The 24,922-nt window shown below is 62.4% G+C and carries 27 protein-coding genes; 13 read left to right on the top strand and 14 right to left on the bottom strand.

Annotated features, from left to right (window positions below):
• Positions 1-7: 7 nt before the first annotated feature.
• The 7 genes from asnB to ACIA8C_RS04240 form a co-directional block, all read right to left on the bottom strand.
• The gene (gene asnB / locus ACIA8C_RS04270; protein WP_397130798.1) at positions 8-1,546 is read right to left on the bottom strand and encodes an asparagine synthase (glutamine-hydrolyzing); all 1,539 of its coding nucleotides are present in this window, start codon (positions 1,544-1,546) and stop codon (positions 8-10) included.
• A 1-nt stretch (position 1,547) separates the two neighbouring features.
• Entirely contained in the window at positions 1,548-2,885 is a 1,338-nt protein-coding gene (aroA, locus tag ACIA8C_RS04265) for a 3-phosphoshikimate 1-carboxyvinyltransferase (RefSeq protein WP_397130797.1), read from the bottom strand.
• A gap of 32 nt (positions 2,886-2,917) precedes the next feature.
• On the bottom strand, positions 2,918-4,294 hold the full coding sequence (locus tag ACIA8C_RS04260) for a hypothetical protein (RefSeq protein ID WP_397130796.1): 1,377 nt from the start codon (positions 4,292-4,294) through the stop codon (positions 2,918-2,920).
• A gap of 2 nt (positions 4,295-4,296) precedes the next feature.
• The gene (locus ACIA8C_RS04255; RefSeq protein ID WP_397130795.1) at positions 4,297-4,725 is read right to left on the bottom strand and encodes a RidA family protein; all 429 of its coding nucleotides are present in this window, start codon (positions 4,723-4,725) and stop codon (positions 4,297-4,299) included.
• Positions 4,722-6,161 carry an MFS transporter gene (locus ACIA8C_RS04250; protein ID WP_397130794.1) on the bottom strand — a complete coding sequence of 480 codons (1,440 nt, stop codon included), beginning with the start codon at positions 6,159-6,161 and terminating at the stop codon, positions 4,722-4,724. The genes ACIA8C_RS04255 and ACIA8C_RS04250 overlap by 4 nt, the downstream gene beginning before the upstream one ends.
• Before the next feature lie 346 nt (positions 6,162-6,507).
• The gene (locus ACIA8C_RS04245; protein ID WP_397130793.1) at positions 6,508-7,416 is read right to left on the bottom strand and encodes a DMT family transporter; all 909 of its coding nucleotides are present in this window, start codon (positions 7,414-7,416) and stop codon (positions 6,508-6,510) included.
• 5 nt (positions 7,417-7,421) lie between these two features.
• Positions 7,422-8,102, bottom strand: coding sequence for an L-proline cis-3-hydroxylase (locus ACIA8C_RS04240; protein ID WP_397130792.1), 681 nt, complete (start codon positions 8,100-8,102; stop codon positions 7,422-7,424).
• 113 nt (positions 8,103-8,215) lie between these two features.
• On the opposite strand from ACIA8C_RS04240, the gene ACIA8C_RS04235 reads away from it, so the two are divergent.
• The 4 genes from ACIA8C_RS04235 to ACIA8C_RS04220 all read left to right on the top strand — a co-directional run bounded on the left by ACIA8C_RS04235 (position 8,216) and on the right by ACIA8C_RS04220 (position 13,636).
• Positions 8,216-9,136 carry a LysR family transcriptional regulator gene (locus ACIA8C_RS04235; RefSeq protein ID WP_397130791.1) on the top strand — a complete coding sequence of 307 codons (921 nt, stop codon included), beginning with the start codon at positions 8,216-8,218 and terminating at the stop codon, positions 9,134-9,136.
• Between the two features lie 532 nt (positions 9,137-9,668).
• Complete coding sequence (locus tag ACIA8C_RS04230; RefSeq protein WP_397130790.1) at positions 9,669-10,832, top strand: nitric oxide synthase oxygenase; 1,164 nt, start codon at positions 9,669-9,671, stop codon at positions 10,830-10,832.
• Entirely contained in the window at positions 10,825-12,126 is a 1,302-nt protein-coding gene (locus tag ACIA8C_RS04225) for an APC family permease (protein ID WP_397130789.1), read from the top strand. The genes ACIA8C_RS04230 and ACIA8C_RS04225 overlap by 8 nt, the downstream gene beginning before the upstream one ends.
• 43 nt (positions 12,127-12,169) lie before the next feature.
• Complete coding sequence (locus tag ACIA8C_RS04220) at positions 12,170-13,636, top strand: amino acid permease (RefSeq protein ID WP_397130788.1); 1,467 nt, start codon at positions 12,170-12,172, stop codon at positions 13,634-13,636.
• A 69-nt stretch (positions 13,637-13,705) separates the two neighbouring features.
• Here ACIA8C_RS04220 and ACIA8C_RS04215 read toward each other — a convergent pair whose 3' ends face one another.
• Positions 13,706-14,398 carry a helix-turn-helix transcriptional regulator gene (locus tag ACIA8C_RS04215; RefSeq protein WP_397130787.1) on the bottom strand — a complete coding sequence of 231 codons (693 nt, stop codon included), beginning with the start codon at positions 14,396-14,398 and terminating at the stop codon, positions 13,706-13,708.
• A gap of 126 nt (positions 14,399-14,524) precedes the next feature.
• Between ACIA8C_RS04215 and ACIA8C_RS04210 the strand changes: the two genes are divergently transcribed.
• The 3 genes from ACIA8C_RS04210 to ACIA8C_RS04200 all read left to right on the top strand — a co-directional run bounded on the left by ACIA8C_RS04210 (position 14,525) and on the right by ACIA8C_RS04200 (position 16,618).
• Entirely contained in the window at positions 14,525-15,037 is a 513-nt protein-coding gene (locus ACIA8C_RS04210) for a DUF2231 domain-containing protein (protein ID WP_397130786.1), read from the top strand.
• A 34-nt stretch (positions 15,038-15,071) separates the two neighbouring features.
• The gene (locus ACIA8C_RS04205) at positions 15,072-15,488 is read left to right on the top strand and encodes a hypothetical protein (RefSeq protein ID WP_397130785.1); all 417 of its coding nucleotides are present in this window, start codon (positions 15,072-15,074) and stop codon (positions 15,486-15,488) included.
• Positions 15,489-16,123: 635 nt separating this feature from the next.
• Positions 16,124-16,618, top strand: a complete 495-nt coding sequence (locus ACIA8C_RS04200; protein ID WP_397130784.1) for a DUF3592 domain-containing protein — start codon at positions 16,124-16,126, stop codon at positions 16,616-16,618.
• 188 nt (positions 16,619-16,806) lie between these two features.
• Here ACIA8C_RS04200 and ACIA8C_RS04195 read toward each other — a convergent pair whose 3' ends face one another.
• From ACIA8C_RS04195 to ACIA8C_RS04185, 3 genes are all read right to left on the bottom strand, one after another.
• Positions 16,807-17,313 carry a hypothetical protein gene (locus ACIA8C_RS04195; RefSeq protein ID WP_397130783.1) on the bottom strand — a complete coding sequence of 169 codons (507 nt, stop codon included), beginning with the start codon at positions 17,311-17,313 and terminating at the stop codon, positions 16,807-16,809.
• A 19-nt stretch (positions 17,314-17,332) separates the two neighbouring features.
• On the bottom strand, positions 17,333-18,172 hold the full coding sequence (locus ACIA8C_RS04190; RefSeq protein ID WP_397130782.1) for a hypothetical protein: 840 nt from the start codon (positions 18,170-18,172) through the stop codon (positions 17,333-17,335).
• 255 nt (positions 18,173-18,427) lie between these two features.
• Entirely contained in the window at positions 18,428-18,787 is a 360-nt protein-coding gene (locus ACIA8C_RS04185) for a chitin binding peritrophin-A domain-containing protein (RefSeq protein WP_397130781.1), read from the bottom strand.
• A gap of 730 nt (positions 18,788-19,517) precedes the next feature.
• On the opposite strand from ACIA8C_RS04185, the gene ACIA8C_RS04180 reads away from it, so the two are divergent.
• The 3 genes from ACIA8C_RS04180 (at position 19,518) to ACIA8C_RS04170 (ending at position 21,097) form a co-directional block, all read left to right on the top strand.
• The gene (locus ACIA8C_RS04180; protein ID WP_397130780.1) at positions 19,518-20,114 is read left to right on the top strand and encodes a transglycosylase SLT domain-containing protein; all 597 of its coding nucleotides are present in this window, start codon (positions 19,518-19,520) and stop codon (positions 20,112-20,114) included.
• A gap of 106 nt (positions 20,115-20,220) precedes the next feature.
• The gene (locus ACIA8C_RS04175; protein WP_397130779.1) at positions 20,221-20,535 is read left to right on the top strand and encodes a hypothetical protein; all 315 of its coding nucleotides are present in this window, start codon (positions 20,221-20,223) and stop codon (positions 20,533-20,535) included.
• A gap of 73 nt (positions 20,536-20,608) precedes the next feature.
• Complete coding sequence (locus ACIA8C_RS04170) at positions 20,609-21,097, top strand: DUF1992 domain-containing protein (protein ID WP_397130778.1); 489 nt, start codon at positions 20,609-20,611, stop codon at positions 21,095-21,097.
• A 105-nt stretch (positions 21,098-21,202) separates the two neighbouring features.
• Here the strand turns inward: ACIA8C_RS04170 and ACIA8C_RS04165 are convergent, their stop codons facing one another.
• A complete protein-coding gene (locus ACIA8C_RS04165; protein ID WP_397130777.1) occupies positions 21,203-21,670 on the bottom strand; it encodes a MarR family winged helix-turn-helix transcriptional regulator in 468 nt (155 codons plus the stop codon).
• A gap of 62 nt (positions 21,671-21,732) precedes the next feature.
• Here ACIA8C_RS04165 and ACIA8C_RS04160 point away from each other — a divergent pair, with 62 nt between their 5' ends.
• Together ACIA8C_RS04160 and ACIA8C_RS04155 are read left to right on the top strand one after the other, a co-directional pair.
• Positions 21,733-22,710: a pirin family protein gene (locus ACIA8C_RS04160; protein WP_397130776.1), complete on the top strand. Its 978-nt coding sequence runs from the start codon at positions 21,733-21,735 to the stop codon at positions 22,708-22,710.
• 80 nt (positions 22,711-22,790) lie between these two features.
• Entirely contained in the window at positions 22,791-23,141 is a 351-nt protein-coding gene (locus ACIA8C_RS04155) for an excalibur calcium-binding domain-containing protein (RefSeq protein WP_396997870.1), read from the top strand.
• A 64-nt stretch (positions 23,142-23,205) separates the two neighbouring features.
• Here the strand turns inward: ACIA8C_RS04155 and ACIA8C_RS04150 are convergent, their stop codons facing one another.
• Positions 23,206-23,427 carry a DUF3618 domain-containing protein gene (locus tag ACIA8C_RS04150; RefSeq protein WP_218474887.1) on the bottom strand — a complete coding sequence of 74 codons (222 nt, stop codon included), beginning with the start codon at positions 23,425-23,427 and terminating at the stop codon, positions 23,206-23,208.
• A gap of 243 nt (positions 23,428-23,670) precedes the next feature.
• Between ACIA8C_RS04150 and bcp the strand changes: the two genes are divergently transcribed.
• Complete coding sequence (gene bcp / locus ACIA8C_RS04145; RefSeq protein ID WP_397130775.1) at positions 23,671-24,144, top strand: thioredoxin-dependent thiol peroxidase; 474 nt, start codon at positions 23,671-23,673, stop codon at positions 24,142-24,144.
• On the opposite strand, the gene ACIA8C_RS04140 is transcribed toward bcp, so the two are convergent.
• The gene (locus tag ACIA8C_RS04140) at positions 24,141-24,887 is read right to left on the bottom strand and encodes a TetR/AcrR family transcriptional regulator (protein WP_397130774.1); all 747 of its coding nucleotides are present in this window, start codon (positions 24,885-24,887) and stop codon (positions 24,141-24,143) included. The genes bcp and ACIA8C_RS04140 overlap by 4 nt on opposite strands.
• Positions 24,888-24,922 lie beyond the last annotated feature (35 nt).

The following is a 24,922-nucleotide window of genomic DNA, read 5'->3' as shown; positions in this document are numbered from 1 at the left end:
CCTGCAATCAGGAAACGAAAGTAAAGTATCCGGTTTCGTCGTAGTCGTACCCGGCCAACTTGTGCCGCTGCACCGGGACGGGATAACCTTGCTCGAGGTACTCCGCGAGAAAGTACCTTTCCTCGGGAGCTGTCAGGCCCAGCCGGACGTCCACACCGCCGGGCAATTCGATCTGCGCTGCCATCTCGGCAGCATATTCACGAAGTTGAGATTTCAGCCCACTGCCGTCCGGCATACGGATTTTCGGACGGTGGACGATGTAGTCCGGAAGCAGATCCGCGACGGCCTGTCGCAGTATCCACTTCTCCACCCCATTGCGCATTTTCACCGAGAACGGGAGGCCGAGCGTGAACGTCGCGAGATCCAGATCGAGGAAAGGGACCCTGGTCTCGACCGAATGAACCATGCTCATCCGGTCGACACGCTGAATATCGGTCCTGCGCAGGTTACGTGTGCGGTAGCGAACCAGCTCTATCGGATCGGGGTGGATACGGAACAGGTCGTAGCCACCGAGCAGTTCGTCGCTGCCCTCGCCGCAGACCGCCACTTTGAAGCCGTGTCGTTGGATCAACCGGTACGCGAAATAGGAGATGCACGAATCCATCGCGTCGATTGCCTCGAAGAACTCCCCGTACTGCACGACGGTCGGGATCGCGGCAATAACATCGGACAGGGAAATTTCTTCGACATGATGAGCAATGCCCTGCTCTTCACAATACCGTCGAGCGACTGCGATGTCCGCAGAGCCCTTGAACCCAACAGTGAATGCGACGACGTTGTCGTGATAGCGGCGCGCCGCCGCGAGCACGGCGGCGCTATCGATTCCGCCGCTGAACGTGACCGCTACCGGGAGGTCGGTGTCGACATGACTTCGCACTGCCGCATGGAACAGGTCCCGATACCTGTGGATGAGTGCGCCCTCATCGATTCGATACTGTCCCGGGTCGGGCGATACATCCAGGACGGTAGAGAAACGCTGGTAGGTCGAGCCATCGTACCAGTGCCCGGGTTCGAACTCCACCGGCTTGTGGCTCTCGATGTCGTTGAAACTCTTCAGTTCTGAGGCGATCAGCACCGATTCGTCGTTCTCGGAGATGTAGAGGGGTTTGATGCCGAAGGGGTCTCGCGCGACGACGAAACTATCATCGTCATCGCTGAAGATCACGAGGGCATACATGCCGGAGAGCCGGGTGAGGGCTTCCTTTCCCCAGGCCACGTACGCGGTGAGGACAACCTCGGTGTCTGTTCCGGTCTCGAAGTCGAAACCAAGTTCTACCAACTCGTTTCGTAGCAAGTCGGTATTGAACAGCTCACCGTTGTAGAAGAGCGTCAGACCGTCTCGCGCAATTGGTTGTACTCCGTGCTCTCTGTCCGTGATCGCCAACCTGTTGGTGCCTGCCGCCCATCGGTCGGCGATCCGCGATTCCCCGAAGTTCTCGGCATCGCCCCGATGAGATATCCGGAGCAACATCGACTCGAGTGCACCGGCCAAGGTGCCATCGGTCGAGCGGGCCCCCTTGGTGATGATCGCCGCGATCCCGCACATGCTAGGCACCCGCCGTTACGACAGGCTCCGAGGACAGGTTCAGGTCGATGCCGAGTTCGGCAGCATCGCGGAAGAAGTCGGGGTAGGTCTGGCCGACAACCCCTGAGTTCTCGATGACCAACCCATGCTTGCTTCGAGCGCCGATCAGCGTGAAGGCGAGCACAATCGCATGATCGAAGTGGCAGTCGATGACCGCGTGTTCGGTGGCACCCGATGGGCCGCCGTGAATGACCAGGCTGTCCGCGGTTTCCTCCGACTCGATGCCTGTCTTGCGCAATTCCTTGCGGAAATCGGAGATCCGGTCGCATTCCTTGTAACGGATGTGTTCGATGTTGCGGAAGACGCTGGTTCCGTCGGCGTGTGCGGACAACGCAGCCAAGGGAAGTACGGAATCCGGTGATAAAGAACCGTCGAAATCGAGCGGCTTCAGCGCCGCCGGATTGCCTTGGACACGAATCTCATCGGGCCCGACCGTCACGGTCGCGCCGACAGACCGGACATAATCGACGACTCCGTCGAGTTCGGTCAGCCCGGTATGCCTGATCGAGACCTCGGAGTCCATGGCTGCGGCGAGCGCCAGCAGGGCCGCCGTGCTGGCGGGATCGCTGCCGACGGAGAATTCGGCCGGCGCGAACGCCGTACCGGAAGGCACTTGATAGTGCAATCCGTCTGGAGATGCCGAGGTTTCGACTCCCGCGGTAGCGAGCACCTGCTGAGTGGTCCGCACCATGGCCGGGGCTTTGAGCTCATCGGGCACATGGATCTCCAGGGCCGAGTCGAGCCTGCCACCCAGATAGAGCAACCCGCTGAGGAATTGCGAGCTCTTGCGAGATTCGATCGATGTGCTTCCTCCGTGGATTCCGACGCCGTACGTGCTGATCGGAAGCCGTCCGTCGCGTTCCTGCCAGTCGGCGTCGACGCCGAGCTGTCGAAGTGCGTCGAGCATCTCGATATTCGAGCGTCGCCCGAGCGAGTCGGCGTAGGTCGTCACGAACGTCGTGTGGTGCAGGTGCGCCGTGGCGCCGAGCAGCAACCGCAACACGATGCCAGAGTTGCCGACGTCGATGGTCTGCTTGTCCCTGAGTTCGCTCGGCCCGACCACGACGAGATCGTTGTCCTCGTAACTGATTTCAGCGCCCAATGTCGCTACGGCGGCTATCAGCGCCCGGACATTGCGACTGTTGGCAATCCGTCGTATCCGGCTCGCGCCGGGTGCCAAGCCAGCGGCAAGAACGGCGCGGGCGGAGTAGCTCTTCGAGCCGGGCGGCGTGACAGTGCCGCTCAACTTGCCGCTCGGTGTGATGCGAGCGGCGATCGGCGCGACCGTGGATGTCGACATGGTTTCCCCTCCTATGGTGCTATCTCTGCTGTTCAGGACTGAGTGCCGGTGCGGTCTACCTCGGCGCCGAGTGCTTCCAGCTGTTCGATGAACTCTGGAAAGCTATCGACCAGGCTGTGCAGATTCGAGAACCCGACCGGGTTGCTCGCGCCGACGGCCGCGGCCATGGCCGGAAGCAGGATGCGATGGTCACCGCCGTCATCGATGGCGATCCCGCCCCGCGGTGTGCCGTCAATGGGCTCAGTGTGAAATCCGGTCACGATATTGCGGTGGTCGCGCACCTCGCGGATATCGAATCCCATGCGTGCCAGCGTCTGTACGATCAACTCCACCCTGCGGGTCTTGTGGTTGTTCACGTGTTCGCAGTTGACGACCGTTACCGCACCGCGCGAGTAGGCGGCAATGGCAGCGAGGCTGGTTACCGCCGTCGGCACGTCGCTTCCGTCGATCACCACCGGCGCCGAGGGATAGCCGATCCGTCGAATCCGGAGCGTGGATTCGTCCGGATCGTGCACTGCCTCGATGCCGAGTGCGGCGATAGCGCGGAAAAACAGGTTCTCCGATTCGAGCCCGGACGGCGTGAAATTTTTGACCGCGACCTCGTGCTGCAGCGCATCGCCTGCCGCGACCACCACAGCGAAATAGGTGATCGACGTGAAATCGGTCGCGATCCGATACGTGCTCGCGGGATACCCGCCTTGCTCGGTAGCAGCCGACCACTCCCAGCCGTCTTGTGCGCTGTGCCGCAATCCTGTGTCGACGCCGAGCGCGCCCAACATCTCGCGGGTCAGCGCGATGTAAGGGTGTCCGACGACTCGGCGACTCGCGGCCCGCACCCGCAGTTCCTCGCTGATCAGCGGCGCAGACAGCATCAATGCCGTCACGAGCTGCGAGCTATCAGTCGTATCGACGACATGCGTCGCCCGCTGATCGCGCCGCCTTCCCCGGCCCTTGATCGTGACAACATAATCCGAGTCGGTGCCGTAACTGCTCAAGACGGAGCCGAGCTGATGCGCGAGTACACCGAGGTGTTTCGCGACCGGGCGATTCATCATTCCCCTGGTCGCCTGGAAATGCGTTGTTCCGCCGCTGACCGCGGCCAGCACGCCGAGGGTACGGAGATTGAACGCCGATCCCGCGACATCGACTTCACGAACGTGGCAGACCGATGCGGCATGCGGGTGCACCGTTATCGACGTCCGTTCGCCGTCGATGGTTGTTGTCGCACCGAATTGGTGCAAACCCGCGAGCAGCAGCGTGGTCTCTCGCGACCAGGCGGCGTTGGTGACGATCGAAGTGCCGGAGCGCGCCAAGGCGCTGGTGACGAGCGCGCGCTGGGTGTGCGGCTTGGAAGCTGGCGCGGTGACGATGCCACAGAGATCTCTCCGGCCATTGTGTATCGATATCATTGTTACCCGCCAACGATGGCTATAGCGCTGATCTCGACCAATAGCTCACGTTTCACGAGCTCCGCGCGAATGGTGGTATTGACCGGCGTGATTTCGGCGAACCTGGATTTGAACGCTTCGGAATACGCATCGAAATGCAGGAAATCCCGAAGATGGGTGGTCGTGCTGACGACGTCCTCCAGACAACTGCCGAGTTGCAGAAGAGTCGCCTCGATTTTAGAGAGGATGAATTGCGTCTGTTCATAGGCGCCCTCGCCCTGGACGGCGCCGTCGCCATCGGTTGCTACCGTCCCGGCGACATAGACGTGATTACCCTGCCGCACTCCACGTGAATACCCCATCTGAGGCTCCCAAATAGAGGGACTGAAGACAACGACGCGACCCGACTCTTTAGTTTCTAGAGTCCCACCCTCGTAGGTGCTGATTGTCATATTTCGATCTCCTCGTCTTGCTTATGTGCGTCTACCACGGGCTGGTGCCCGCGTGCAGACATCTGGACCGCGAACGAGATGGCAAGTAGTGCGATCGCGGGAAGTAGGTACGAGTACCGCGTCGCCAGCTCTCTAACAACGGTCGTTTCGTATCGATTGCTGATCTGGTTCGAGATGAGGCTGATACTCATACCGATGGTGGCGACACCGAAGCCGGAGCCGAGCGAAAAAGCGGTCTCCTGTATCGCGCCTGCATCCGACTGCGCAGTGACGCCGACGCTTTCCACCATCAGTGTGGTGCCCGATGCCGTGGCGATACCTGTCGAAATCCCGACGACGGCAATGGCCCATAATCCGGTATTCAGGCCCAGGCCAGCCAGGAGCAGGAACCCGATGGCGCCGATGACCAAAGATGTCGCCAGCGCGGTCGTCGGCCGGAATTTGGCCAGCAATCGAGACGTGGTCACCGCACCGAGCGTATTGGCGATGGCTAACGGTACGATCAATAGTCCGGCGATGAGCGGAGTTCTCTCCAGCCCCAACTGCTGATACTGCGTGATCGAGAATATCGCTGCCGCGTACAGGCCCCAGGACAGCATGATCGCCACCGTCGCGGTCGTGAATATAGAGTTACGAAATAGCCGCAATTGCAGGATCGGCATGCGCGACGTTAATTGGCGCCTGATAAAGATCACGACGGCCAGCACGCTCACCGGGATCGCCGCGATCCCGAAGGCATTGCGAAGATCCGGTTCGGTCAACGACTGCAGCGCGTAGGCGATCCCGCCGATGCCGAGGATGCTGCACGTCAGGCTGGGTAGATCGACCTGCCGTGCGACACGCGGTGTGTCCGCGAGATAGATCCAGCCGACCACTGCAGCGGCAACGGCGATCGGAACATTCACCAGAAAATTCGCTCCCCACCAGAATTGCTCCAATAGAATGCCGCCGATGACCGGGCCCAGTGCGGCACCGAGGCTCGCACTCGCGGTCCAGATAGATATGGCCAGCCGCCGTCGTGCGCTGCCGGCGAAAATCGCGCTTAATAACGGAACAGCAGTTGCCATGAGCGCTGCAGCAAAGACTCCTTGAACGCAGCGTAATATAATAATTTCTACGGGTGATCTGCCGAATGCGGCAGCGAGCGACGCTACGGCGAACCCGGCAAGGCCCACCAAGAAAGTGCGCTTCTGACCGAAGCGGGATCCGACATCGGTCAAGGTTACTATTGTCGCCGCTACCGTCAAGGTATAGCTATTCACGATCCATACCGTCTCGGCTGGATTCGCAGACAATACCCGAGACAGCTCCGGCAAGGCAACATTGAGCAGGGTACTGTCCATCCCGCCCATGAACAACGCGGCGGACAAGACGATCAGGCCCAGGGTTTGGCGATGAGTAAATCGGGTCCCCGGCTCAGTTTTATCAATCAACAAGGCACAGCTCCCCCTGGCTTACTATTTTTATCGTGACCTCAGCGAACGACGTTGCTGTGGCCAGCGCGTTTTCCCTCGCAACGAACTTCAATCAGGTTGCCGCCTGCATGGTTCCTCCGATACGACGATTCACGAATGGCGGATACGTAGGACGTATACCTCAGGTGGACCGCACGTTGATCGTCACACACGATTACATCCGGACGGGTAAGTTCAAACAATCGGCTTGGTATTGATAACCCTGCGTGAATTCTCGGTAACACATCATCGCGTATTTACGAGGCCACTTCCCACTAAGGTATGGACAACTGCCGTACAGGTGACGAGTAGCGGAGGACGTGCCCGACTACGTGCCTCGTGTTCGGCGCTGAATGATCCACAATGCGCCGATGGTGAGCAGCATTCCGAGTAGAACTGGAAACGCCAGCTTCGTGCCGTTGACAAGGAGGTCGAGGATTGCGGTGACCGCAGGCACAGTGAAGAACAGCCCCGTTACCGAGATATTGTCGCGGCTGCGCACCATGGCGTACAGCAATGCAGTGGCGCCGATGCTGACCACCAAGACCATCCAGGCGGCCGATTCGACGAATGCAAGTCCCGGTTGCCATCGACCGACGCCCAGTAGCGCCGTTGCCGCCGTGAACATTACCGCGCTGAAGGTGGATTGCACGGCAAGTGCGGCCCAGAGCCCCACTTCCGTGCCGGCGCGGGATTGGACGACGACGCCGACGGTGATGGCGGCCAGCGCTCCTGCTGCGAGGCCGATCCCAGCGACGGTGTTAGACCCTGTACTCAACTCGGAAGACGCGGCAATCGTTACGCCCCCGAGGCCGAATACGAGCGCTGTCCATACCCACGGGCTCCGCGTCTGCATGAGCACCGCGGTGAGCAATGGTTGCGCGGACACGATGAGGGCAAGCAGACCAGGGGTGATGCCGCGGTCCAAGGCGACGAAGAAGCATCCCTGGTAGGCGAATTGCGTGAGCACCGCGACGAGGACGGTGCGCACCCACTGCCGTCGAGTGGTCGGCAGCTGATCGCGTATCAGTGTCCAGATCACCCAGCCGGCCGCAGCGGAACCGACAGCCCGCACGGCAAGGAAGGCCTGCGGGGAGACCTGCGACAGGCCGAAAGGTGTGGCGATCGCCCCGGACGACCACATCACAACGAACAGCGCGGGCGCCAAGACATTCCACGCTGTCCGTTTCTCGCTGTCCGCGTCCGGTGTCGCGAGCGCGCGGGAGTCGGTAGGCACGGAGACTAGGACGCCCAGCCGTTGATGGAGAATCGCTCGGTCAGCGCGCGGGCGTCGATCATATAGCCAGCGAGCATGTCGGATTTAGCCGCGAGCAGTTCATCACCGGAGGAACGGCAGATCTGCGACAGCCACGGGTATACGTGCTCGGCAGACACCTCGTAGTCGTAGTGCACCTTCGACAGCAGGAACAGGATGTCCTTGAAGTTGCGGCGGTCGATGACCGATGACAGCGACAGCAGGCGTTCTTTGTGATCGTCGGTGAAGGGTCGCCGCGCCCGGATGTCGGGTTCGACATCGGTCCGATAGGTGGACCGGTCGGCAAAGATGCTTGTGTCGTTGTCCTGCTCGAGATCCACGAAGTCACGGTGTGGGACAACGATCGCGTCGATCAGGTTGCGAGCGCGCACCATCTTCACTCGATCCCGATCGAACACGGTTTCCACCAGATTCGTCAGATACGGAGTGTTGCGGCCGTGGTCGGTCGTGATCGCGCTACCCACGATGTCGCGGTAGGCACTGTCGTCGGCGTTGCCACTGGAGTTCGCCAGCGACAGATTCTTCCAGTACCCCGAGGCGAACTCGTCGTACTCCTCTTCGAGCCGGGGCACCATGGCCAAGTACTCGAGATCGGGCTCGAGCCGGTCGTTGTCGAGATCGATGCGCGCGATGACATGAGAACGCATGAGACTTCCCCTCCGTGTCCCAGGTGTGATTCCGCAATCAGGCTGCCGCCTGGGCACTTCCGGCGATACAGCGATCTACGAATGCCGAATACGTAGGATGTATAACTTCAGGTATGCAGGTAGAGATGCGCCATCTACGGATCTTCGTGACCATCGTCGACGAAGGCAGCATGGTCCGGGCCGCACAACGGCTCGGCCTCACCCAACCTTCGGTTACCCGCGCTATGCAGGAACTCGAGCAACGACTGTCCACGACCCTGCTCACCCGCGCAGGGCGTGGTGCAACTCCGACCACCGTCGGCCGTGAATTCGCCGGTACCGCCCGCCGGCTCCTGAAGACGTTCGACAGTGCGCTGGACGCGCCAGCGCAGACTCCACCCCTGCTCATCGCATACGCCTGGTCCGGATTGATCCCGGCGATGGAAACGCTCTTTCGCACCTGGCGTGCGCAGAACCCGCACCAGGACGTCGAACTCGCCCGCATGCCGTCTCCGTTCGTGGCACTTGATACGGCCACCGCCGATCTGGCGCTCGTGCGCGAATGGACCGCGAACCCGCGCTACGAATACCTCCCTATCGATCGCGAACCCCGCGTCGTCGCGGTCAGTGCCGTCGATCCGCTCGCCACTCGGGCGACGGTCTCCTTCGCCGACCTCGCCGCCTACGGCCTGGTTCGCAACAGCCAGGGCGGGACTACGCCGCACCATCTTTGGGGTCACCCGCATAACAGCGTGCGCGACAGAATTACCAGCGATGTCGAAGATTGGGTAACCACGATCGCCACGACGCAGTCGGTCTTCGGGGTCACCCCTGTCTCCACTGCCGACTTCTACCAGCACCCCGCCGTCGCCTACATACCGCTGCAGCAGGCTCCGGCGGTGATCTCGTCCCTGATCTGGAGTGCGAGCCGTCGCCCCGAGATCGACGCGTTCGTCGATCATGCCCGGCGCACCGTTCGTCCGCTGGCCGAAATAGTAAGCGCGCCAACGACTCCACGCGCGGGAACATCGGCTCTCACGCCGGTGTGCGGTTGACGGACACCGCGTCTAGCCTGAGCGCGTGCATGTGGAGCCGTTGCAGATTAACAGTGCCATAACAGCATGGAACAAATGAGCGACTTTAAAGGCGAGCAAGATTGACCGAGCGGTCCGTGTCCGGATAGCCCTGCGGCAGGCGTGCGGAGCAGCTTTTACTTCGTAAATCTGTCACAGTGCGCAGAACGCACACGCAGTCCGGCCCGAACTTGCGCATTCTGCTCAATCGAAAATCAAAAGGTTGCGCGATGCGGCAATCCCTCTTAACGTTTGCCATGACATCGACGCGGAGCCAGCGCCTTGATGACAACCGATATCGCCTTCCGGAATTGCAGTGCCTGACGCGGCAAGCTGATTCGCCCTCGTCTCCTCAGCACTTCGATGCCCGCAGGCAGGGGAATTCTTGTCACATCGAAGACCACTTCCGGATGATGCAGGGCAAGTACTGAATTGCGCTTTATTATCGACACCATTAATATGATCGGGGGATGCACCAGTGAGTAGCCATTTATCAAACGGCGACAACTCTTGCATGAATTATTTGGATCACCAGGACGCTCATATTGCGTCTCCTAGCGCACCGCGCATTACCGCAGAAACCTCACTTTTCGACGAATATCAGCGGTTCTGTACGGCGCTGAGAGAGTTCGTCACGGTGCCTGATTCCAGGATATGTAGTGTCGATCGGGAGATAGCAGAAGGCGGTTCGTACGAGCTTACCGGAGACGAGCTCAGGTTCGGCGCGATGCTCGCTTGGCGCAACCATGCTCGGTGCAATGGAAGAATGCATTGGCGCACACTTAAGGTTCTCGATTTCCGGCGCGCCGATACTGTTCATGACGTCTTCGACGGATGCTTGGAGCACCTGGATTACTCGACCAACAACGGCGCCCTTCGGGCCGTGGTCTCCGTGTTTCCGCAGTCGAGCAACGGTGCGGGGTTCGAGATCCTGAATCCTCAACTGATCAGGTATGCGGGGTATCGGCAAGCGGACGGCTCGATCCTCGGCGATCCGCTGCACGTCGAGCTGACCGATTCAGCTCTTCGGTTGGGTTGGGCCCCTGCTCGAACAGCGTTCGATGTGCTGCCGCTGTTGATCAAATCTCCATCCGGTCGGGTGACGATGTGCGAGATTCCGCCGCAATACATCATGGAAGTGCAGATCGAACATCCGGACTATCCGGATATCGGGGCGTTGGGTTTGAGATGGCACGTCAATCCAGCTATCAGCGACAAGATACTGTCGATCGGTGGTCTAGATTTCCGCGCCGCGCCGTTCAGTGGATGGTATGTCTCATCCGAGATCGGCGCTCGGAACCTCTCGGATGAGAGCCGGTACAACATGCTGCCCTCTGTTGCCCGCGCTATGGGTCTGGATACGCGGCGGGACGCGACATTATGGAAAGATCGTGCGGCAGTAGAGCTTACCTACGCTGTGCAATGGAGCTACAGCGAGGCCGGAGTTCACATCGTCGACCACCATACCGCCGCGAAACAGTTCATCAAGCATGTGGAACGCGAATCGCAGAGTAAGCGGAAAGTGCCCACGGATTGGTCCTGGATAAACCCGCCGATCTCCGCGTCCACTACCCCCACGTTTCACCGGTCGTATGATAATCCTAATTTCACTCTGCGCCCGAACTTTCTGACGCGAGAAGCACAGGTCGCATCGCAGGGATGCCCGGCACATGGGTGATGCGGGAAGCAAGAAACTGGGCACCCCGGCGACACTTGCCTTCGCGGTATCGATTGTTACCGGCAGTGGCCTGCTCGCCTTGCCAGGACAAGTAAGGCTCGTCGCCGGGCACGGCGCGCTGTGGACCTGGATTATAGGATCTGCCCTCATGGCCGCCATTCTGTGGTGCTTGTACCGTCTGGAAACTTATGTCGATGGAAGTTCCGGAATACACGAGCTGGTACAAGCCGGTCTCGGTAGACGCCTGTCCGGCTATGTAAAAGTCCTGCTGATCTCGACCTTCAGCGTCGGCATCCCTGGTATAGCCCTGGTCACTGGCGGATACATCAGGACGACATTCAACTGGACGAGTCCGATCCCGTTGGTCACGATCGCTGCTGTCGTCGGTTCCGGCATGGTGATGTGGCTGGGCACGAAATCGTCATCCCGATTTCAGACAGTCACGAGCTTGTTTTCGTTACTTATTGTCGTTTGTATCGTGGCTGGCGCGTTGTGGAAGAACGGTAGCGGCGACAATCTGACCAACGTGGGAGCTCCATCCGCCGCGTCGGTCAGCGCGGTCGGCATTGCCTTCTTTGCTTTTGCCGGTTGGGAATTAGTTACTTTCCTCAGCCGGGACATGCGGGGAGGCCGTGGTGCCTATCGCGCTGTCCTCGCGGCCAGCTGGTTAATTGTCGTCGGTCTATACCTGCTGCTGGTAGTGAGCGATGGTCCATCATCGGGCACCGATGATACGTTGTCGCTCGCGGCTCCGGCATCGGTACTGGGAATCGACACGACCGCCATCTACGCTCTTGCCTCGCTGATCATGCTGGCCAGCCTTTTTGCGAACCTGTATGGATACATTTCACTTATCTCAACGTTCTCGACCGAAAGAACGCTGCCGCACGTACTCTCTAGACCCATATTCTGTGGCAGCGCCATTGCCGCACTGCCCTTGGGTATCGGAATAATATCGACCGTCAGCCTACTCGGCGTGTTCCGAAAAGATGCGGCCTCAGTTCTGTTTTCGATAGCCGGAGTAAATTTCCTTCTGATCTATCTACTGGCGTGTGGTTCATTATTGCGCCTCAGTCGATCGGTGCGTGAGCGGACGATTTCTGTAGTCGCCCTTGGCGGTGGACTCGTAACGCTTGTCGCCTCGTGGCGCGACCTGATATTAGCTGGTGCAGTTTTCGTCTCCATACTTATATGGCAGGGACTGCAACATGCGAAGTCTCAGCGTCATACGAAGAACGAGCTGAGTGTACCGAGCAAGGAAGCCGACACTTCGACCCGTAACGTCGGTGGATGACGGACAGCCGGACAATGCGTGGCGGCCCATCGGGGAGCGCGGAGTGACGTTGATTCAGCAGCTGTTGCGGCGCAAGCCTGTATGGCAACTGGCGGACGAGACCGGCGCCGATGTCGGCGACCTGTCGCGCTCCATCGGATTGGTCCAGCTGTCGATGCTCGGCATCGGCGCGACGGTCGGCACCGGCATCTTTTTCGTTCTCTCGCAGGCTGTTCCGGTCGCCGGTCCGGCGGCAATTATTTCGTTCGTCGTGGCCGGTGTTGTCGCTGGACTCACTGCGATGTGCTATGCCGAACTGGCCGGAGCTATTCCGGTTTCCGGATCGTCGTATTCTTACGCGTACGCCACGTTAGGCGAGCTCCCTGCGGTGGCCGTCGGCGCATGCCTCTTGCTCGAATACGGAGTCTCGGCGGCGGCCGTCGCGGTCGGTTGGTCGGAGTATCTAAACGCACTGCTACACAACGTGTTCGGCTTCCAGTTGCCCGATGCGGTGTCGCAGTCCCCCGAACAAGGCGGAGTCGTCAATCTTCCAGCAGTTGCGCTCGTCGCGCTGTGCGCCCTTCTTCTCATCCGTGGCGTCAGCGAATCCGCGAGGGTCAACGCCACCATGGTCGCCATCAAGCTGGCGATCCTGGTGGTGTTCGGCGTCGTAGGTATGACGGGTTGGCACAGCGATCATTTCGCTGATTTCGCCCCGTTCGGCGTCGGCGGCATCATGTCCGCCGCAGGGATCGTCTTCTTCTCGTACATCGGCCTCGACGCCATATCGACTGCCGGTGAAGAGGTGAAGACCCCCCACCGGAACATGCCGTTGGCGATCTTTATCGCCCTATGCTCTGTCACCGGCATCTACCTCATAGTTGTCGTGGTCGCCATCGGCGCACAGCCGCCATCGGACTTCCGCGATCAGAAGGCCGGATTGACGGCAATCCTGGAACGCGTTACCGGGGCGGCATGGCCGGGCACGCTGCTGGCGGCGGGGGCGGTGGCGTCGATCTTCAGTGTCACGCTGGTCGTCATCTACGGCCAGACCAGGATTTTGTTCGCCATGTCGCGGGACGGGATGCTCCCCGCGGTGTTCCACAAGGTGAACTCGGGCACGCTGTCCCCAGCGCGCAACACCGTCATCGCCTGTGTGGTCATCGCTATGCTCGCCGGCCTCATCCCGATCAACTTCCTCGCCGAGATGACCAGCATCGGAACATTGGTGGCCTTCCTCGTCGTATCGATCGGGGTGATCGTGCTGCGGCGAACAGCGCCGGATCTGCCTCGCACCTTCAAGCTTCCCGGCTATCCCATAACTCCGGTGCTGTCAGTGATCGGCTGCATATGGATCATCAAAGACCTGCGCCGGGCGACCATATACGTCTTCCTCCTTTGGGTCGCCGTCGCGCTGCTGTGGTACTTCGCCTACGGCCTAAGGCATTCCCGACTGAACCGCGCCGGCAAGGTCACGGAAAGCGGCCCGGAACTGAACCCTGCCGAGTTTGATGCACGGAGAACGCCGTAGCCGGCAAACACGATCAGCGGGTTCGCCTCCCCCGCCGAGGCGAAAACGCGAAGCTCGTTTGCCTAGCGATCAGGTGGCGGAACGTAGTTCCACGCAGCATTGGCCGGTCTGGGGAGCGAGCACGGCCGACACCGTGTCGGCTCGGAGTCCGGTGAGGATCCCGGATAGGTAGGCGTGGTTGAGGCCGCAGACCAGTTCCGGGGCTTGCGCGGCCAAGGGGTGGAATGGGCAGTTGCGCAACCGGACATGGTCCGGGGCGACGCGGGCTGGTTCGAATCCCTGCTCGCCGAGCACTGAGCACAGTAGTGTGAGCGCCCGTTCGGTGCCGAGCCTGCCCGGCCGTAGTTGCTCGCGCGTCGCCCGCCCCAGCGCCGTACCGCGATCGGCGGCCACCCGGGTGGCGATCTCGTGGGCGGACTCGCCGTTGGTTTGGCCGAGGACCGCGCCCATCAGAATCTCGGCCAAGACCTCGTGGCGACGTTCGGGGATGCTGACGTTGACTTCGATTTCGGTCGGCTCGTACACCTTCGGTGCCCGCCCCACCCGCCGAAGCCCGTCGACCTGTTCATAGCGGGCCTGCAGCAGGCCGGTGTCTACCAGCTTGTCGAGATGGAACGCGGCCAGCTTGCGGGAGATGCCGACATGCTCGGCGGCCTCATCGCGGGTGACCGGACGGCCGACGGCTCGGATGAACCGATACATCCCACGACGTAGCTCGTCGTCGAGGGCCGCCACGGCACCGATCGCGGATTCACTGGTCACCCGACCACCATAACGCCTAACATTGTTGGCCGAGATCTCACGCGATACCGCTGGCGTGGCAGCGTTGACTGCGTTCTTAATTGCGCCAATAATCATTGGCATAATTCCAACGGCAGGGAGGTTGTCGTGGCCGGGGACATGCAGCAGGCGAAACAACCCGTCAGTGCCGCACTGGCCGGACCGTACGGGCATCCGTTCCATCCGATCCTGGTGACGGTGCCGATCGGTGCGTGGGTTGCGAGCCTGGTGTTCGATATCGGATCGCACATCGTTGGCGACCCAGACTTTCTCGCGCGCGGTGCGGTGTGGCTGCTCGCGATCGGTGTCCTCGGCGCTCTCGCCGCCGCCGCGATCGGCTTCCTGGACTTCCTCGCGATCCCCACCGGTACACGCGCGTTCCGCACCGGCCTGATCCACATGAGCTTGAATCTGGCCGTCACCATCGCCTACGCGATCAACTTCTGGTGGCGCAATTCTGGCACCGGCGCGCACGGCGCGGTGCCCGTCGGTCCGCTGGTGCTGTCGATCCTCAGCGTGGCCGTACTGGGCGGATCCGGTTATCTCGGCGGCAAACTCGCCTATCACTACGGCGTTCGGGTTGCCGACGAATCAACCCAGCTCAGCGGTTTTCGCCGCTGATACTCATCCCTACTCACCCTTCGGGAGACTGATCATGGCCATCGCAGCGTTGATTCTCTGGCTGCTCACCGCAGCGGGCGGTTTCGTTATGCTCGGTACCTGGATCGCCAAAGGCGGTGCGCGCCAACCCAGTTCCAGCCACCTGCCCGCACCCGTGATCTTCGGGCACTTCCTCCTCGCTGCCGCCGGACTGGTCGTGTGGATCGTCTACCTCGTGCTCGACAACGACACCCTGGCCTGGGTCGCCTTCGTGGTTCTGCTCCCGGTAGCACTGCTCGGGCTCGCGATGCTGCTGCGGTGGCTGCCGGTCTACCGGGCACGCACCGCCACCGAGTCGGCCGAGCCCGCCGAGCGCCACTTCCCGGTCGCGATCGTCGCAGGACACGGCGTGCTGGCCGTCGCCACCGTCGTTCTGGTGCTGCTGACCGCGCTCGGCGTCGGCGGGAACTGAACCGCAGCACATCCCCGTATCGGAAAACGCGCTACAGGGCGCGCGATATTCAGCCAGTCGAAAAGTCATCGGAGCGCGTCGTGTTGCCCTCCGGTGCCGTGCAACATGCTCGTGGATACGTCGATTTCAATTGTGGCGCAGAGCATATCCACGACATCGTGGGGTAAGCAACAACTGGCTAGCACGGAGTAGTCAGGAGGTGATGATCGTGATGTCGCCGATGTGTGCGCAGATGATGGATATGATGCGAGGCATGTGGAACATGATGTTCCCCTACATGCCCATGTAACGACATCGAACGGGCGTCTGGACAGACAAACACTCCTACGAAGATTCGTGGGCTGGTTCTGTCCAGCCGACCGTTTTGCGCCGAAACAGCCTCGGCCGCCGCGAATTCCGCGAACATCCCGATTACGCGTTGATCCCGGGTCGGCCGACCGGCCGGAGCCCGCGTGCTTGCCGAGATCGGCAACGACCACCGTCGATGCCCCGCGCGGCACCCCGCCCAAACTGCCTGAGACCGATCTGGTCGGCCGGACAACGCGCGTCACGCGACAGGCGGGTGTGTTGTCGCGACGGACAGCGGTGACGATCAGGACCTGCCGATCTCGTCCGGGCGCCCACTAGGATTGCTGATGCGGGCTCCAGGAAGGACCATCGTGCAACGTTCGCTCACCGCTCAGGTGAACTCCAACAGGCTCGCGATCTCGTTGATGGCAGTGATCGTAATCCTGTTCGCCGCAGCGCCGATCGGATACAACGCGCTGTTTCTGGCGAACTCGCGACTCGCGAGCGGCACCGCGGTCGAGCACGGACAGGAACTCAACGACAACACCAGAGGTAGCCGCCCGGACGGCACCTCCGCGATAATCGAGTTCACTACAGCGGCCGGGCGGACAGTCCGGTTCGACGGCGGCTCCGCGTCACGATATACCTCTCTGGGCGAACAGGTTTCGGTCCGCTACGACCCCGACGATCCCGACCACGCGATGGTCGACGAAGCCTTCCTTTTCATCCGCCTCACCTACCCGTCATTGGTCGTCGCTGCCCTCGGCGCCGCCATGCTCCTGGCCGTCGCTTGGACGATGCTGCCCGCCGAGGTCCAACAGCCGACGATCAAACGAATCTGACGCCGGCGTCGAGCAGTCAAGCCTTGTGGCCTTCTCCCGCGCTCTTCGTGTTCACCCCCGTCCTCGCCGCTGGCGATGCCGCCACTCAGATCGATGGTCCCGCTCGTTGGTCACGTCGAACTTGCGACCTCATTGCGCCTACGCCTCGACGCCACTCGCGGGGACGAAGACCCGGCCTGAATCCGCTCTCAATCTCTATCGAACAGCTCGCTGAATCCTGGATACTCCCAGATGTAGAAAGGCACGAACTGATGTATGGCCAGGATGGCGGTGACACCGATCAGCCGCCAATCATCGAACAGCGCCATCCAGATCGAAATGATCACCAGTGGAATCAATACCAACACGATCATGCTGACGCCGAAGCGATATTGCCGGTCCGCGCGTGACTTCACCCGCTTGGCCGGCCGCGGGTTACCTCGCCACGTCAGAATCCCGGTATACACCCGCCGAGATACTTCTCGGCCTGCTGCCCGATCGAAGGTAAGAATCGATACCGTGCCGGACTCGCAGGAGAGTAGCATCTGGTCGGGTATGCCATGTAATGCTGCGCGCAGTCGACGCAAAAAATATACGCGCTTGATATTCCCGAACCATAGCAGCAAAAGAATCAAGTTGATAACCGCAGCGGCGACGCCGAGCACTAACGCTGCTGTGCCGTAATGCAAAATATGCTGCCAGGCGGTCTGTATCATCGGACAACTCCACTTGAAACTAGTTGAATATGCTCTCTATCATCGCCACCAGACTCCCACCGTGGTTTCCCGCTGCGTTCGACGACGCTCCATGAACGTCGGAACCGAACGGGTCGAAGTCAGAGCTTCCCGAACCACTCGACCCATCGTTGGCGCTGTCGTGTATCAACCAATCCCATAGATCGAGCGCGGCCGCATCAGCCCGGTTTCCGATCACCCCGGCACCGGCGGCACCCACGACAGCGCTCACTCCACCGAAGACCCAGGCGGCCAGCTTCTTGCCTGACCGATCGGCCGGAGGCAGTTCGACCTCCGTGGCAATAGCAAGTGCGGTGAGCGCCCCGCCCCCACGATTCGGGTTCGAGAGATCATCCATAAGATTGACGATCCCAGACGAGAACCTGATCTTACTCAGTGCCGCCAATAGCTCGCTCGGACTCATCGGATTTCCCGAAATCCGATAAAGACGGCAATGGACAACGAGTTTTGCTATGTCCGGAGAAGTAAGTTTGGCGATCGCTTCGAACCAGTCTTCGTGCAGATCGGGAGCGATCACCACCGGCCATATCGCAAATACCGCAAAATCGAGGACAGCATGTTCCGGTGTGCCACCCGACTGGTTCGACGACGACACGGCACGATACCGTGCCGCGCCGGCCGCGAGCAGTTGCCGCACGGCATTCTCGGCCCGCCCGTGTGACGATCCATCACACGTCCGCCGTAGCGACTCGACCTCATTACGGAACCGGCGTCGCTCGCGCCACGTCAAGCCGGAATGCTGCGCGACGCGTTCCTCGAAATCGCTGGACGCACGATAAATCCAGTCTTTCAAACCGATCAGATCGGGCGGCGATACCATTTCCGACTCCAGCCGGTGGTGATGATTCTTGCGAACATTATTGCCACGCCCAGGCCTGACCCGGTATCCACTGTTCGACCGACGAGCTCAGCCGTGCGATCCACCGGTTCCGCCGGCGTCGAGGATCACGCCTGTCGAACCTGAAGTCCAGGCTGAAGCGTGCGGTACGCCTTAGCTCAATAGGCCAGTGCCGGAACACCATTCACATCGATACCGCGTCGCCGGTTGGATTGCCCCGGAATCGGCCAGTTCCCGTCAGTGGGAATCTCGCGCGACGCACACTAAGTGTTCGCGGTCGTACCACGCATTGTCGGTGCAGCGGAATTGATAGGTGGTCATCTGGCGGGTTCGGGACGTCAGGCAGCGGTAGAAGACGGCTCGGTCGTGCGGGTCGGCGTAGTAGCCCTCGTCCTTGGTCTGGCAGAAATCGGCGGGGGCTGCGATCGGGATGACGGCGTATTGGCGGGCGGCGATGTCGCGTCCGGTCCCGTCGGGTAGGTCAACGGCGGCCAGGGTGCCGAGCGTGAAGGCCGCCACGCCCAGGGACGGCAGGACCGCGATCACGGTTCCGGCGGCGAGGGCGCCGGAACGACGCACCAGGCTGTTCGAGTTCATGGACGGGAGTTCCCTGTCTCCCCGATGCGGGGCGTCGGCGGCTGGCTGCTCCCTGTATTCGGTCCTGCGGACCGGTCGGATCGTTTCCAGGCGAAAACCGCCTGCTCGAGGCGGTCTCACGAATCCCAATCCGGACCAACACCGCAGTCCGCCAACGGAAGTGCGGTGGGTTACCCGAAAACTTCTGTGACGTGACGCACATTCGGTTTAGGAGCAAACTCCCTGCGTAGGTAACGGTTCGGCAACGGCGAGGGTGGCGTTCCAAGATCGCTGGCACTGTTCATTCACGATTCGTTTACCGTCCGTTCACCTAGTGTGACCATTCTGCGATCAGGTCATAAAGCGACCTGGAGTTTGGTTACACCGAGGAGATTTCTACCCACATTCGGAAAACGACCGCAATGGCAGGCTCTACGTCCGCCGCGGTCGGCGGATCGGGATCCGGCAAAGGACCCGCTAACCCTAACCTCCGCCGAATGGACGCGCCGAGAGGCCGTTTATCTCCGCATCGAGATGCGGAGTCCCGCGCGACATCGCGGCCGGGCTCGCAGTAGAGCGCCCCGGCACTGAACCGTCGCGTTCCGGGGACCCAGAGCGTCCCCCACAACAAAACCCCACAACAGCACATCAGCCCGCACCGGCGAGCGCCAACCACGCGCCCGCCCTGGATCCGTGCTGCCTGCGCGCGCCCGGATCGAAACCAGTCCCCGACAAAGGAACCGATTTCGTCATGCCTGACAGACGCTTTTCTTCTCTCCGCCGCTCGACGCTTCGCGAGGGCGTAACTTTCGCCATCGCCGCCGCGGGCGTCGTGGCCGTTGCCGCTTCCTCGGCGGTATCGGTGGCCGACGACAGCGTTCCGTCTCGCATCGCGATGGTGGCCGAGGTGCACAAGGCCGCAGCGCCCGCCGTCGAGGTGGCCGCCCCGGCACCCATGCCCGCGCCGCTGCCGCTGCCGATCCCCGTGCCGCTCCCGGAGCCGACACCTGCCCCGGCCCCTGCCTACCCGGACAACCTCGACGGCTGGATCCGCCAGGCCCTCGACATCTTGCAGTCCAACAACATCCCCGGCAGCTACGACGGCATCCACCGCAATGTCATGCGCGAGTCGACCGGTAACCCGCACGCGATCAATCTGTGGGACTCCAACGCCGCCGCGGGCATCCCGTCCAAGGGCCTGCTGCAGGTGATCGACCCGACCTTCCGCGCGTACCACGTCGAGGGCACCTCCTGGGACATCTACGACCCGGTCGCCAACATCGCCGCCGCCTGCAACTACGCCGCGCGGACCTACGGTTCGATGGACAACGTCAACAGCGCGTACTGAGCCACCCCTGCCACGACGCCTCCTCGCCTGCCCGCGGGGAGGCGTCGTCGCATCCGGCCCGCCCTCCGGCTAGGGTCGTGCACCACCGACCTTTGGACTTTCCGCGATGACCGATTACGCGCACAGCGATACGGCGGCCAAGAGCCGCGCCGAGAAGGCCCGGCGCCTTGCGAGCTACGTCTGGCACCTCGGCATCTCCGGGCCCGAGCTGCTGGCGATGCCCGCGGCGACGCGGCGCAAGCTCGCCAGGGCGGCCGACACGAACCCACCGAGCACCGAGGAGACCTGGGTGACGGTGGCGGACCTGCTCACTGAGAAGACCGACTGGGCCGCCAAGCACCCTGATCATCCCGCGGCGCGACGCGCCCACACCGACGAAAAACTGATGTGGGTGAAGCCGCCGATCACGCCTTGGTCGTGACCTGTTGCCGGACAGCGGGTTCGGCGCTTTCGGTAGCATGGTGGTACTGCACCCGCCCGTCAAAGGTGACGAGATGACCGAGCGCAAACCAGCGAACCTGGACTTCGAATCGTGGATCGACAAGCAGATCCGCGAGGCAACCGATCGTGGTGAATTCGAGAATCTGCCCGGCGCGGGCAAACCCATTCCGCGCGGCCGCGACGACGAGAACTGGTGGCTCAACGGCTACCTCCGGAGAGAAGGCGTGAGCGGCGACGCACTGCTGCCGCCGTCACTGCTGCTGCGCCGGGATATCGAGCGCCTTCCGCAGACCGTGCGCAAGCTCAGCTCCGAGCGTGCGGTCCGCGAGACGGTACGCGAACTCAACAAGCGGGTGGTCGAGTGGCTGCGCCTGCCGCACGGCCCGTACGTCCGGATCGCGCCGGTCGATACCGAGGAAGTCGTCGCCCAGTGGCGTGCCGAGCGGCAGCCGAAGCCCTCGCCCGCGCCGACACATGCAACCACCCCGTCGCGGCCCGCCAACCGCTGGCGCACTTTCTTCCGCAGGCGCCGCGTCACCTGACACCCGCATCGAGGTGAGTCGAATGGTCGTTAGTTGATCTCCAACAGCAGCCTTTTGACTCACGTCGATCGACTAACCCGCACCTGTGCCTGCGCAGCTGTGGGGTCAGGCGCCGATTGCGGGCTGGGTTGATTCCTCTACTGCGACAACGACTTTGTCGGACAGTGCTTGCATCGCGCGGGCTTCCGCGGGGGTGATGCAATCGATGAATACCTCGCGCACCAGCCGGACATGATTCGGGGCGGCGCGTTCGAGTAGACGACGGCCTGCCGTGGTCAGCTGGACCAGTACGCCGCGGGCGTCCTCCGCCACCGGTTGCCGGTCGACGAGTCCGCGCGCGTCCATCCGGGCGAGATGCTTGGACAATCGGCTCTTCTCCCAGCAGACCTCGGCGGCCAGATCCTTTGCTCGCAGGCAGTCACCCGGTGCGGCGGATAAGGCGACCATCAGTTCGTAATCCGCGGCGGACAGGCCGTCTTTGGTCAATCCCGCGGCGATCGCCGCGTCCAATCGCTGGCGCAGGCGGATGTAGGCCGACCAGGTCGCCTGTTCGTCGTCACTGAGCCACTCCATGGGAATGAAGTCTACCCGCGTTTGGTTGACATGGACACCAACTCCCCTTCCAGGAGGTTTCGATGCCAGCCATCACCGTCCCCGACCTCATGGTGCTGCCACGCCTGCCCAAGCCCACCGAGACCATGCGCGACCGCCCGGTGCGCAGCGTGGTCAGCGCGCCGAAACAGCGCGAGGGCGCTGGCTTCGAAGTGCGCAGGCCGTTCCCGAGCGTGGACCTGCGCACCGCCGACCCGTTCATCCTGCTCGACCAGATGGGCCCGGTCGCCTACGAGCCGCACGAGGCGAAGGGCGCGCCGTGGCATCCGCACCGCGGATTCGAGACCGTCACCTATGTGATGGACGGTGCCATGGTGCACCACGACTCCAATGGCGGCGGTGGCGTGATCGGCGAGGGCGACACCCAGTGGATGACCGCGGGCTCCGGCATCCTGCACGACGAGCTGCCGACCGAGCAATTGGTCATGACGGGTGGCTGGTTCCACGGCATCCAGCTGTGGGTGAACCTGCCGCGCGCGCTCAAGTTCGCCGCGCCGCGCTACCAGGATCTGCGGAGCAGCGAACTGACCCTGGTCAGCTCGCACGACGGCGGCGCACTGGTCCGGCTGATCGCGGGCGCGGTCGGCGGCTTCGAGGGGCCAGGGTCGACCTACACGCCGATCGCCTACGCGCACGCCTCGATCAGTCCCGGCGGCCAGCTGGAAACGCCATGGCCGCAACACTTCACGGCGATGGCGTACGTGTTGTCCGGCAGCGGGACGGCCGGCGCCGAGCGCAGGCCGCTGCGCGAGGGGCAGCTGGCGGTTTTCGGTCCCGGCGCTGCGATCACGGTGAGTGCCGATGTGCGCCAAGACAATCGGAGCGGCGACTTGGAGGTGTTGTTGCTCGGCGGACAACCGATTCAGGAACCCGTTGTCCAATACGGGCCATTCGTTATGAACACTCGCGCCGAAATCATCCAGGCAATGGACGACTACCAGGCCGGACGCATGGGAAACATCCCCGCCGAGCACCTGGCGGGCCATCGTTTGGGCGAGTGAACCCGGCCGCGCGGACATCCCCTAATGCCCTAGTTCTCCGGCGATCCGGTTGACAAGCGGGCGAGGCGTCACGACAGTGGATGCGGCGTCCGGTCGGACGCCCTATCCACCGCAGCAACTATCTAGAGGAATACATGAACGTTCGTCGGCTTACCTTCAGCGCTGCCGTCGCGGGACTGACCCTCCTTGCGGCGCCGACCGCGCTGGCCCAGCCCCCCTCAGGTTCCTCAGGGACCGGTTCGTCCGCCGTCGATACCGGCTCCGCCGCAACCGGTTCGGCCGGTCTGACGCAGACCGGTTCGGCGGGCGGTGCTTTCGCTAATTGCGACGACGCGCGCGCGGCCGGACGGGCTCCGCTCTTTCGCGGAGAACCGGGCTACGGTCCGCACCTGGATCCGGATGGTGACGGGTTCGCCTGCCCAACGGTCTGATATTCGTGAAACAGAAACACCCGGTGTGCCAGGCACACCGGGTGTTCTGCTGTCCGGCGACGATCTAGCGGAAGATCTTCAGCAAGACCAGCCCGACTACCAGGGCGGCCGCGCCGATCAGGCTGTACTTCACCTTCGGCTCGTTCAGCTTCCGCAGCACGATCTGCTTGCTGTCGCTCGCGATCCGCTGCGGATCCGCGCGCACCGCGAGTTCGTCGAGCGTGCTCGCCAGCCGCGTGCGCGCGGCCTCGATCTCCTGCTCGATCCGCTCGGTATCCTTCGCCACGTTCAGGCCTCCTGTGTTTGATGTGCCGCGCCAGGGCTCGAATCGCGGTGCGTGCTCGGCCTTCGCGGGTCACCCTCAGCTCCCGGACGAGTCTATCGGTCCGCCCGAAGTTACCCGGGGCGCGCGGTGTTCTGTCATTCCACACAGTGCTCCGGGCTGGTGCGCGGGACCGATCTTGTCGGTCCGTACAGTGTCGTTCGGTCTATCGGCGCTATGTCCGAGCCTTCGGTTACGGTGCAGGGCGTGACCGACAATCAACGACTCTCCCCCGGCGATGCCGCCCCCGATTTCACGCTGCCCGACGCCGACGGCAAGGACGTGTCGCTCGCCGACTACCGCGGCCGCAAGGTGATCGTGTACTTCTACCCCGCCGCGAGCACCCCCGGCTGCACCAAAGAAGCCTGCGACTTCCGCGACAACCTCGCCGACCTCGACGGCGCGGGCATCGACGTGCTCGGCATCTCGCCCGACAAGCCCGCCAAGCTGGCCAAGTTCCGCGACGCCGAGCAGCTCACCTTCCCGCTGCTGTCGGATCCGGACCGGGCCGTGCTCACCGCGTGGGGCGCCTTCGGCGAGAAGATGATGTACGGCAAGACGGTCACCGGCGTCATCCGCTCCACCTTCCTGGTGGACGAGGCGGGCAAGATCGAGGTCGCCCAGTACAGCGTGCGCGCCACCGGCCACGTCGCCAAGCTGCGCCGCGGCCTGTCGGTCTAGGTCGGCTCATAGGACCGGATGAACTGCTCGTATCCGTCGAGCAGCCGGTCAAGGCCGAAGCGCAGGTCGGCGTCGTCCCAGTCCACGTCGTCGTCATCGAAGGCTTGGGCAGCGAAGGCGCGCGTCAGCGCTGGGAAACGCCGCGGATCGAGGACCTGGCTCAACAGGGCCGGGTACTCGTCGGTGTCCCCGCCCGCCGCCATCTCCTTGGCGACGCGCATCCGGCCGATCGTGTACAACGAAACATTCAGTACGAGTTGCAGTTTGATCGATTCGGGCACGGCGGTCTCGGCGAACACGGCCAGGCCTGCGTCCAGCCAGGCCATATTGCCCGGCCCCATCGGCGGCGCGGCCAACGGCAGATCCAGATACCACGGATGCCGTCGCATCGACGCGGCCACTCCCCGAGCCCACGCTTCGATCCCAGCCCGCCAGCCGACGCCGGTCGGCAGTTCCGGCGGTAGCCCCATCGCTCGATCCGACACCAGAGTGATCAGCGTGTCCTTGCTGTCCACGTATCGGTAGAGCGACATCGTGGTGAAGCCGAGCTGCTTGGCGACCCGGCTCATCGACAGCGCGGCCGCGCCCTCGGCGTCGGCCACCTCGATCGCCGCGTCGATGACCTGATCCAGACTCAGCCCGCGCTTCGGTCCGCGAGTTCCCGGCTCGTCCAGACCCCACATCAATGCGAACGACTTGGCTACCGCCGATGTGCCGCTGTCCGCCTCCGGCGTGTCCACCACTTTTGACCCTTTCTTTCTCGCTGCCTCTTCCCCCA

Origin of the sequence: Nocardia sp. NPDC051321, from assembly GCF_044455225.1 — a bacterium.
Lineage (GTDB): Bacteria > Actinomycetota > Actinomycetes > Mycobacteriales > Mycobacteriaceae > Nocardia.
Note: the sequence above shows the minus strand (reverse complement) of the source record. Positions and strands in the feature narration are given on the sequence as shown.

Excerpts from the sequence above, each read along its gene's own strand:
- ACIA8C_RS04190 (WP_397130782.1), bottom strand. The coding sequence starts at position 18,172 with ATGGTATCGCCGCCCGATCTGATCGGTTTGAAAGACTGGATTTATCGT.
- ACIA8C_RS04205 (WP_397130785.1), top strand. The coding sequence starts at position 15,072 with ATGGCCATCGCAGCGTTGATTCTCTGGCTGCTCACCGCAGCGGGCGGT.
- ACIA8C_RS04255 (WP_397130795.1), bottom strand. The coding sequence starts at position 4,725 with ATGACAATCAGCACCTACGAGGGTGGGACTCTAGAAACTAAAGAGTCG.
- ACIA8C_RS04185 (WP_397130781.1), bottom strand. The coding sequence starts at position 18,787 with ATGAACTCGAACAGCCTGGTGCGTCGTTCCGGCGCCCTCGCCGCCGGA.
- ACIA8C_RS04165 (WP_397130777.1), bottom strand. The coding sequence starts at position 21,670 with ATGGAGTGGCTCAGTGACGACGAACAGGCGACCTGGTCGGCCTACATC.
- ACIA8C_RS04160 (WP_397130776.1), top strand. The coding sequence starts at position 21,733 with ATGCCAGCCATCACCGTCCCCGACCTCATGGTGCTGCCACGCCTGCCC.
- asnB (WP_397130798.1), bottom strand. The coding sequence starts at position 1,546 with ATGTGCGGGATCGCGGCGATCATCACCAAGGGGGCCCGCTCGACCGAT.
- ACIA8C_RS04235 (WP_397130791.1), top strand. The coding sequence starts at position 8,216 with ATGCAGGTAGAGATGCGCCATCTACGGATCTTCGTGACCATCGTCGAC.
- ACIA8C_RS04175 (WP_397130779.1), top strand. The coding sequence starts at position 20,221 with ATGACCGATTACGCGCACAGCGATACGGCGGCCAAGAGCCGCGCCGAG.
- ACIA8C_RS04240 (WP_397130792.1), bottom strand. The coding sequence starts at position 8,102 with ATGCGTTCTCATGTCATCGCGCGCATCGATCTCGACAACGACCGGCTC.
- ACIA8C_RS04200 (WP_397130784.1), top strand. The coding sequence starts at position 16,124 with ATGCGGGCTCCAGGAAGGACCATCGTGCAACGTTCGCTCACCGCTCAG.
- ACIA8C_RS04180 (WP_397130780.1), top strand. The coding sequence starts at position 19,518 with ATGCCTGACAGACGCTTTTCTTCTCTCCGCCGCTCGACGCTTCGCGAG.
- ACIA8C_RS04195 (WP_397130783.1), bottom strand. The coding sequence starts at position 17,313 with ATGATACAGACCGCCTGGCAGCATATTTTGCATTACGGCACAGCAGCG.
- ACIA8C_RS04260 (WP_397130796.1), bottom strand. The coding sequence starts at position 4,294 with ATGATATCGATACACAATGGCCGGAGAGATCTCTGTGGCATCGTCACC.
- ACIA8C_RS04230 (WP_397130790.1), top strand. The coding sequence starts at position 9,669 with ATGAATTATTTGGATCACCAGGACGCTCATATTGCGTCTCCTAGCGCA.
- aroA (WP_397130797.1), bottom strand. The coding sequence starts at position 2,885 with ATGTCGACATCCACGGTCGCGCCGATCGCCGCTCGCATCACACCGAGC.
- ACIA8C_RS04225 (WP_397130789.1), top strand. The coding sequence starts at position 10,825 with ATGGGTGATGCGGGAAGCAAGAAACTGGGCACCCCGGCGACACTTGCC.
- ACIA8C_RS04170 (WP_397130778.1), top strand. The coding sequence starts at position 20,609 with ATGACCGAGCGCAAACCAGCGAACCTGGACTTCGAATCGTGGATCGAC.
- ACIA8C_RS04155 (WP_396997870.1), top strand. The coding sequence starts at position 22,791 with ATGCGGCGTCCGGTCGGACGCCCTATCCACCGCAGCAACTATCTAGAG.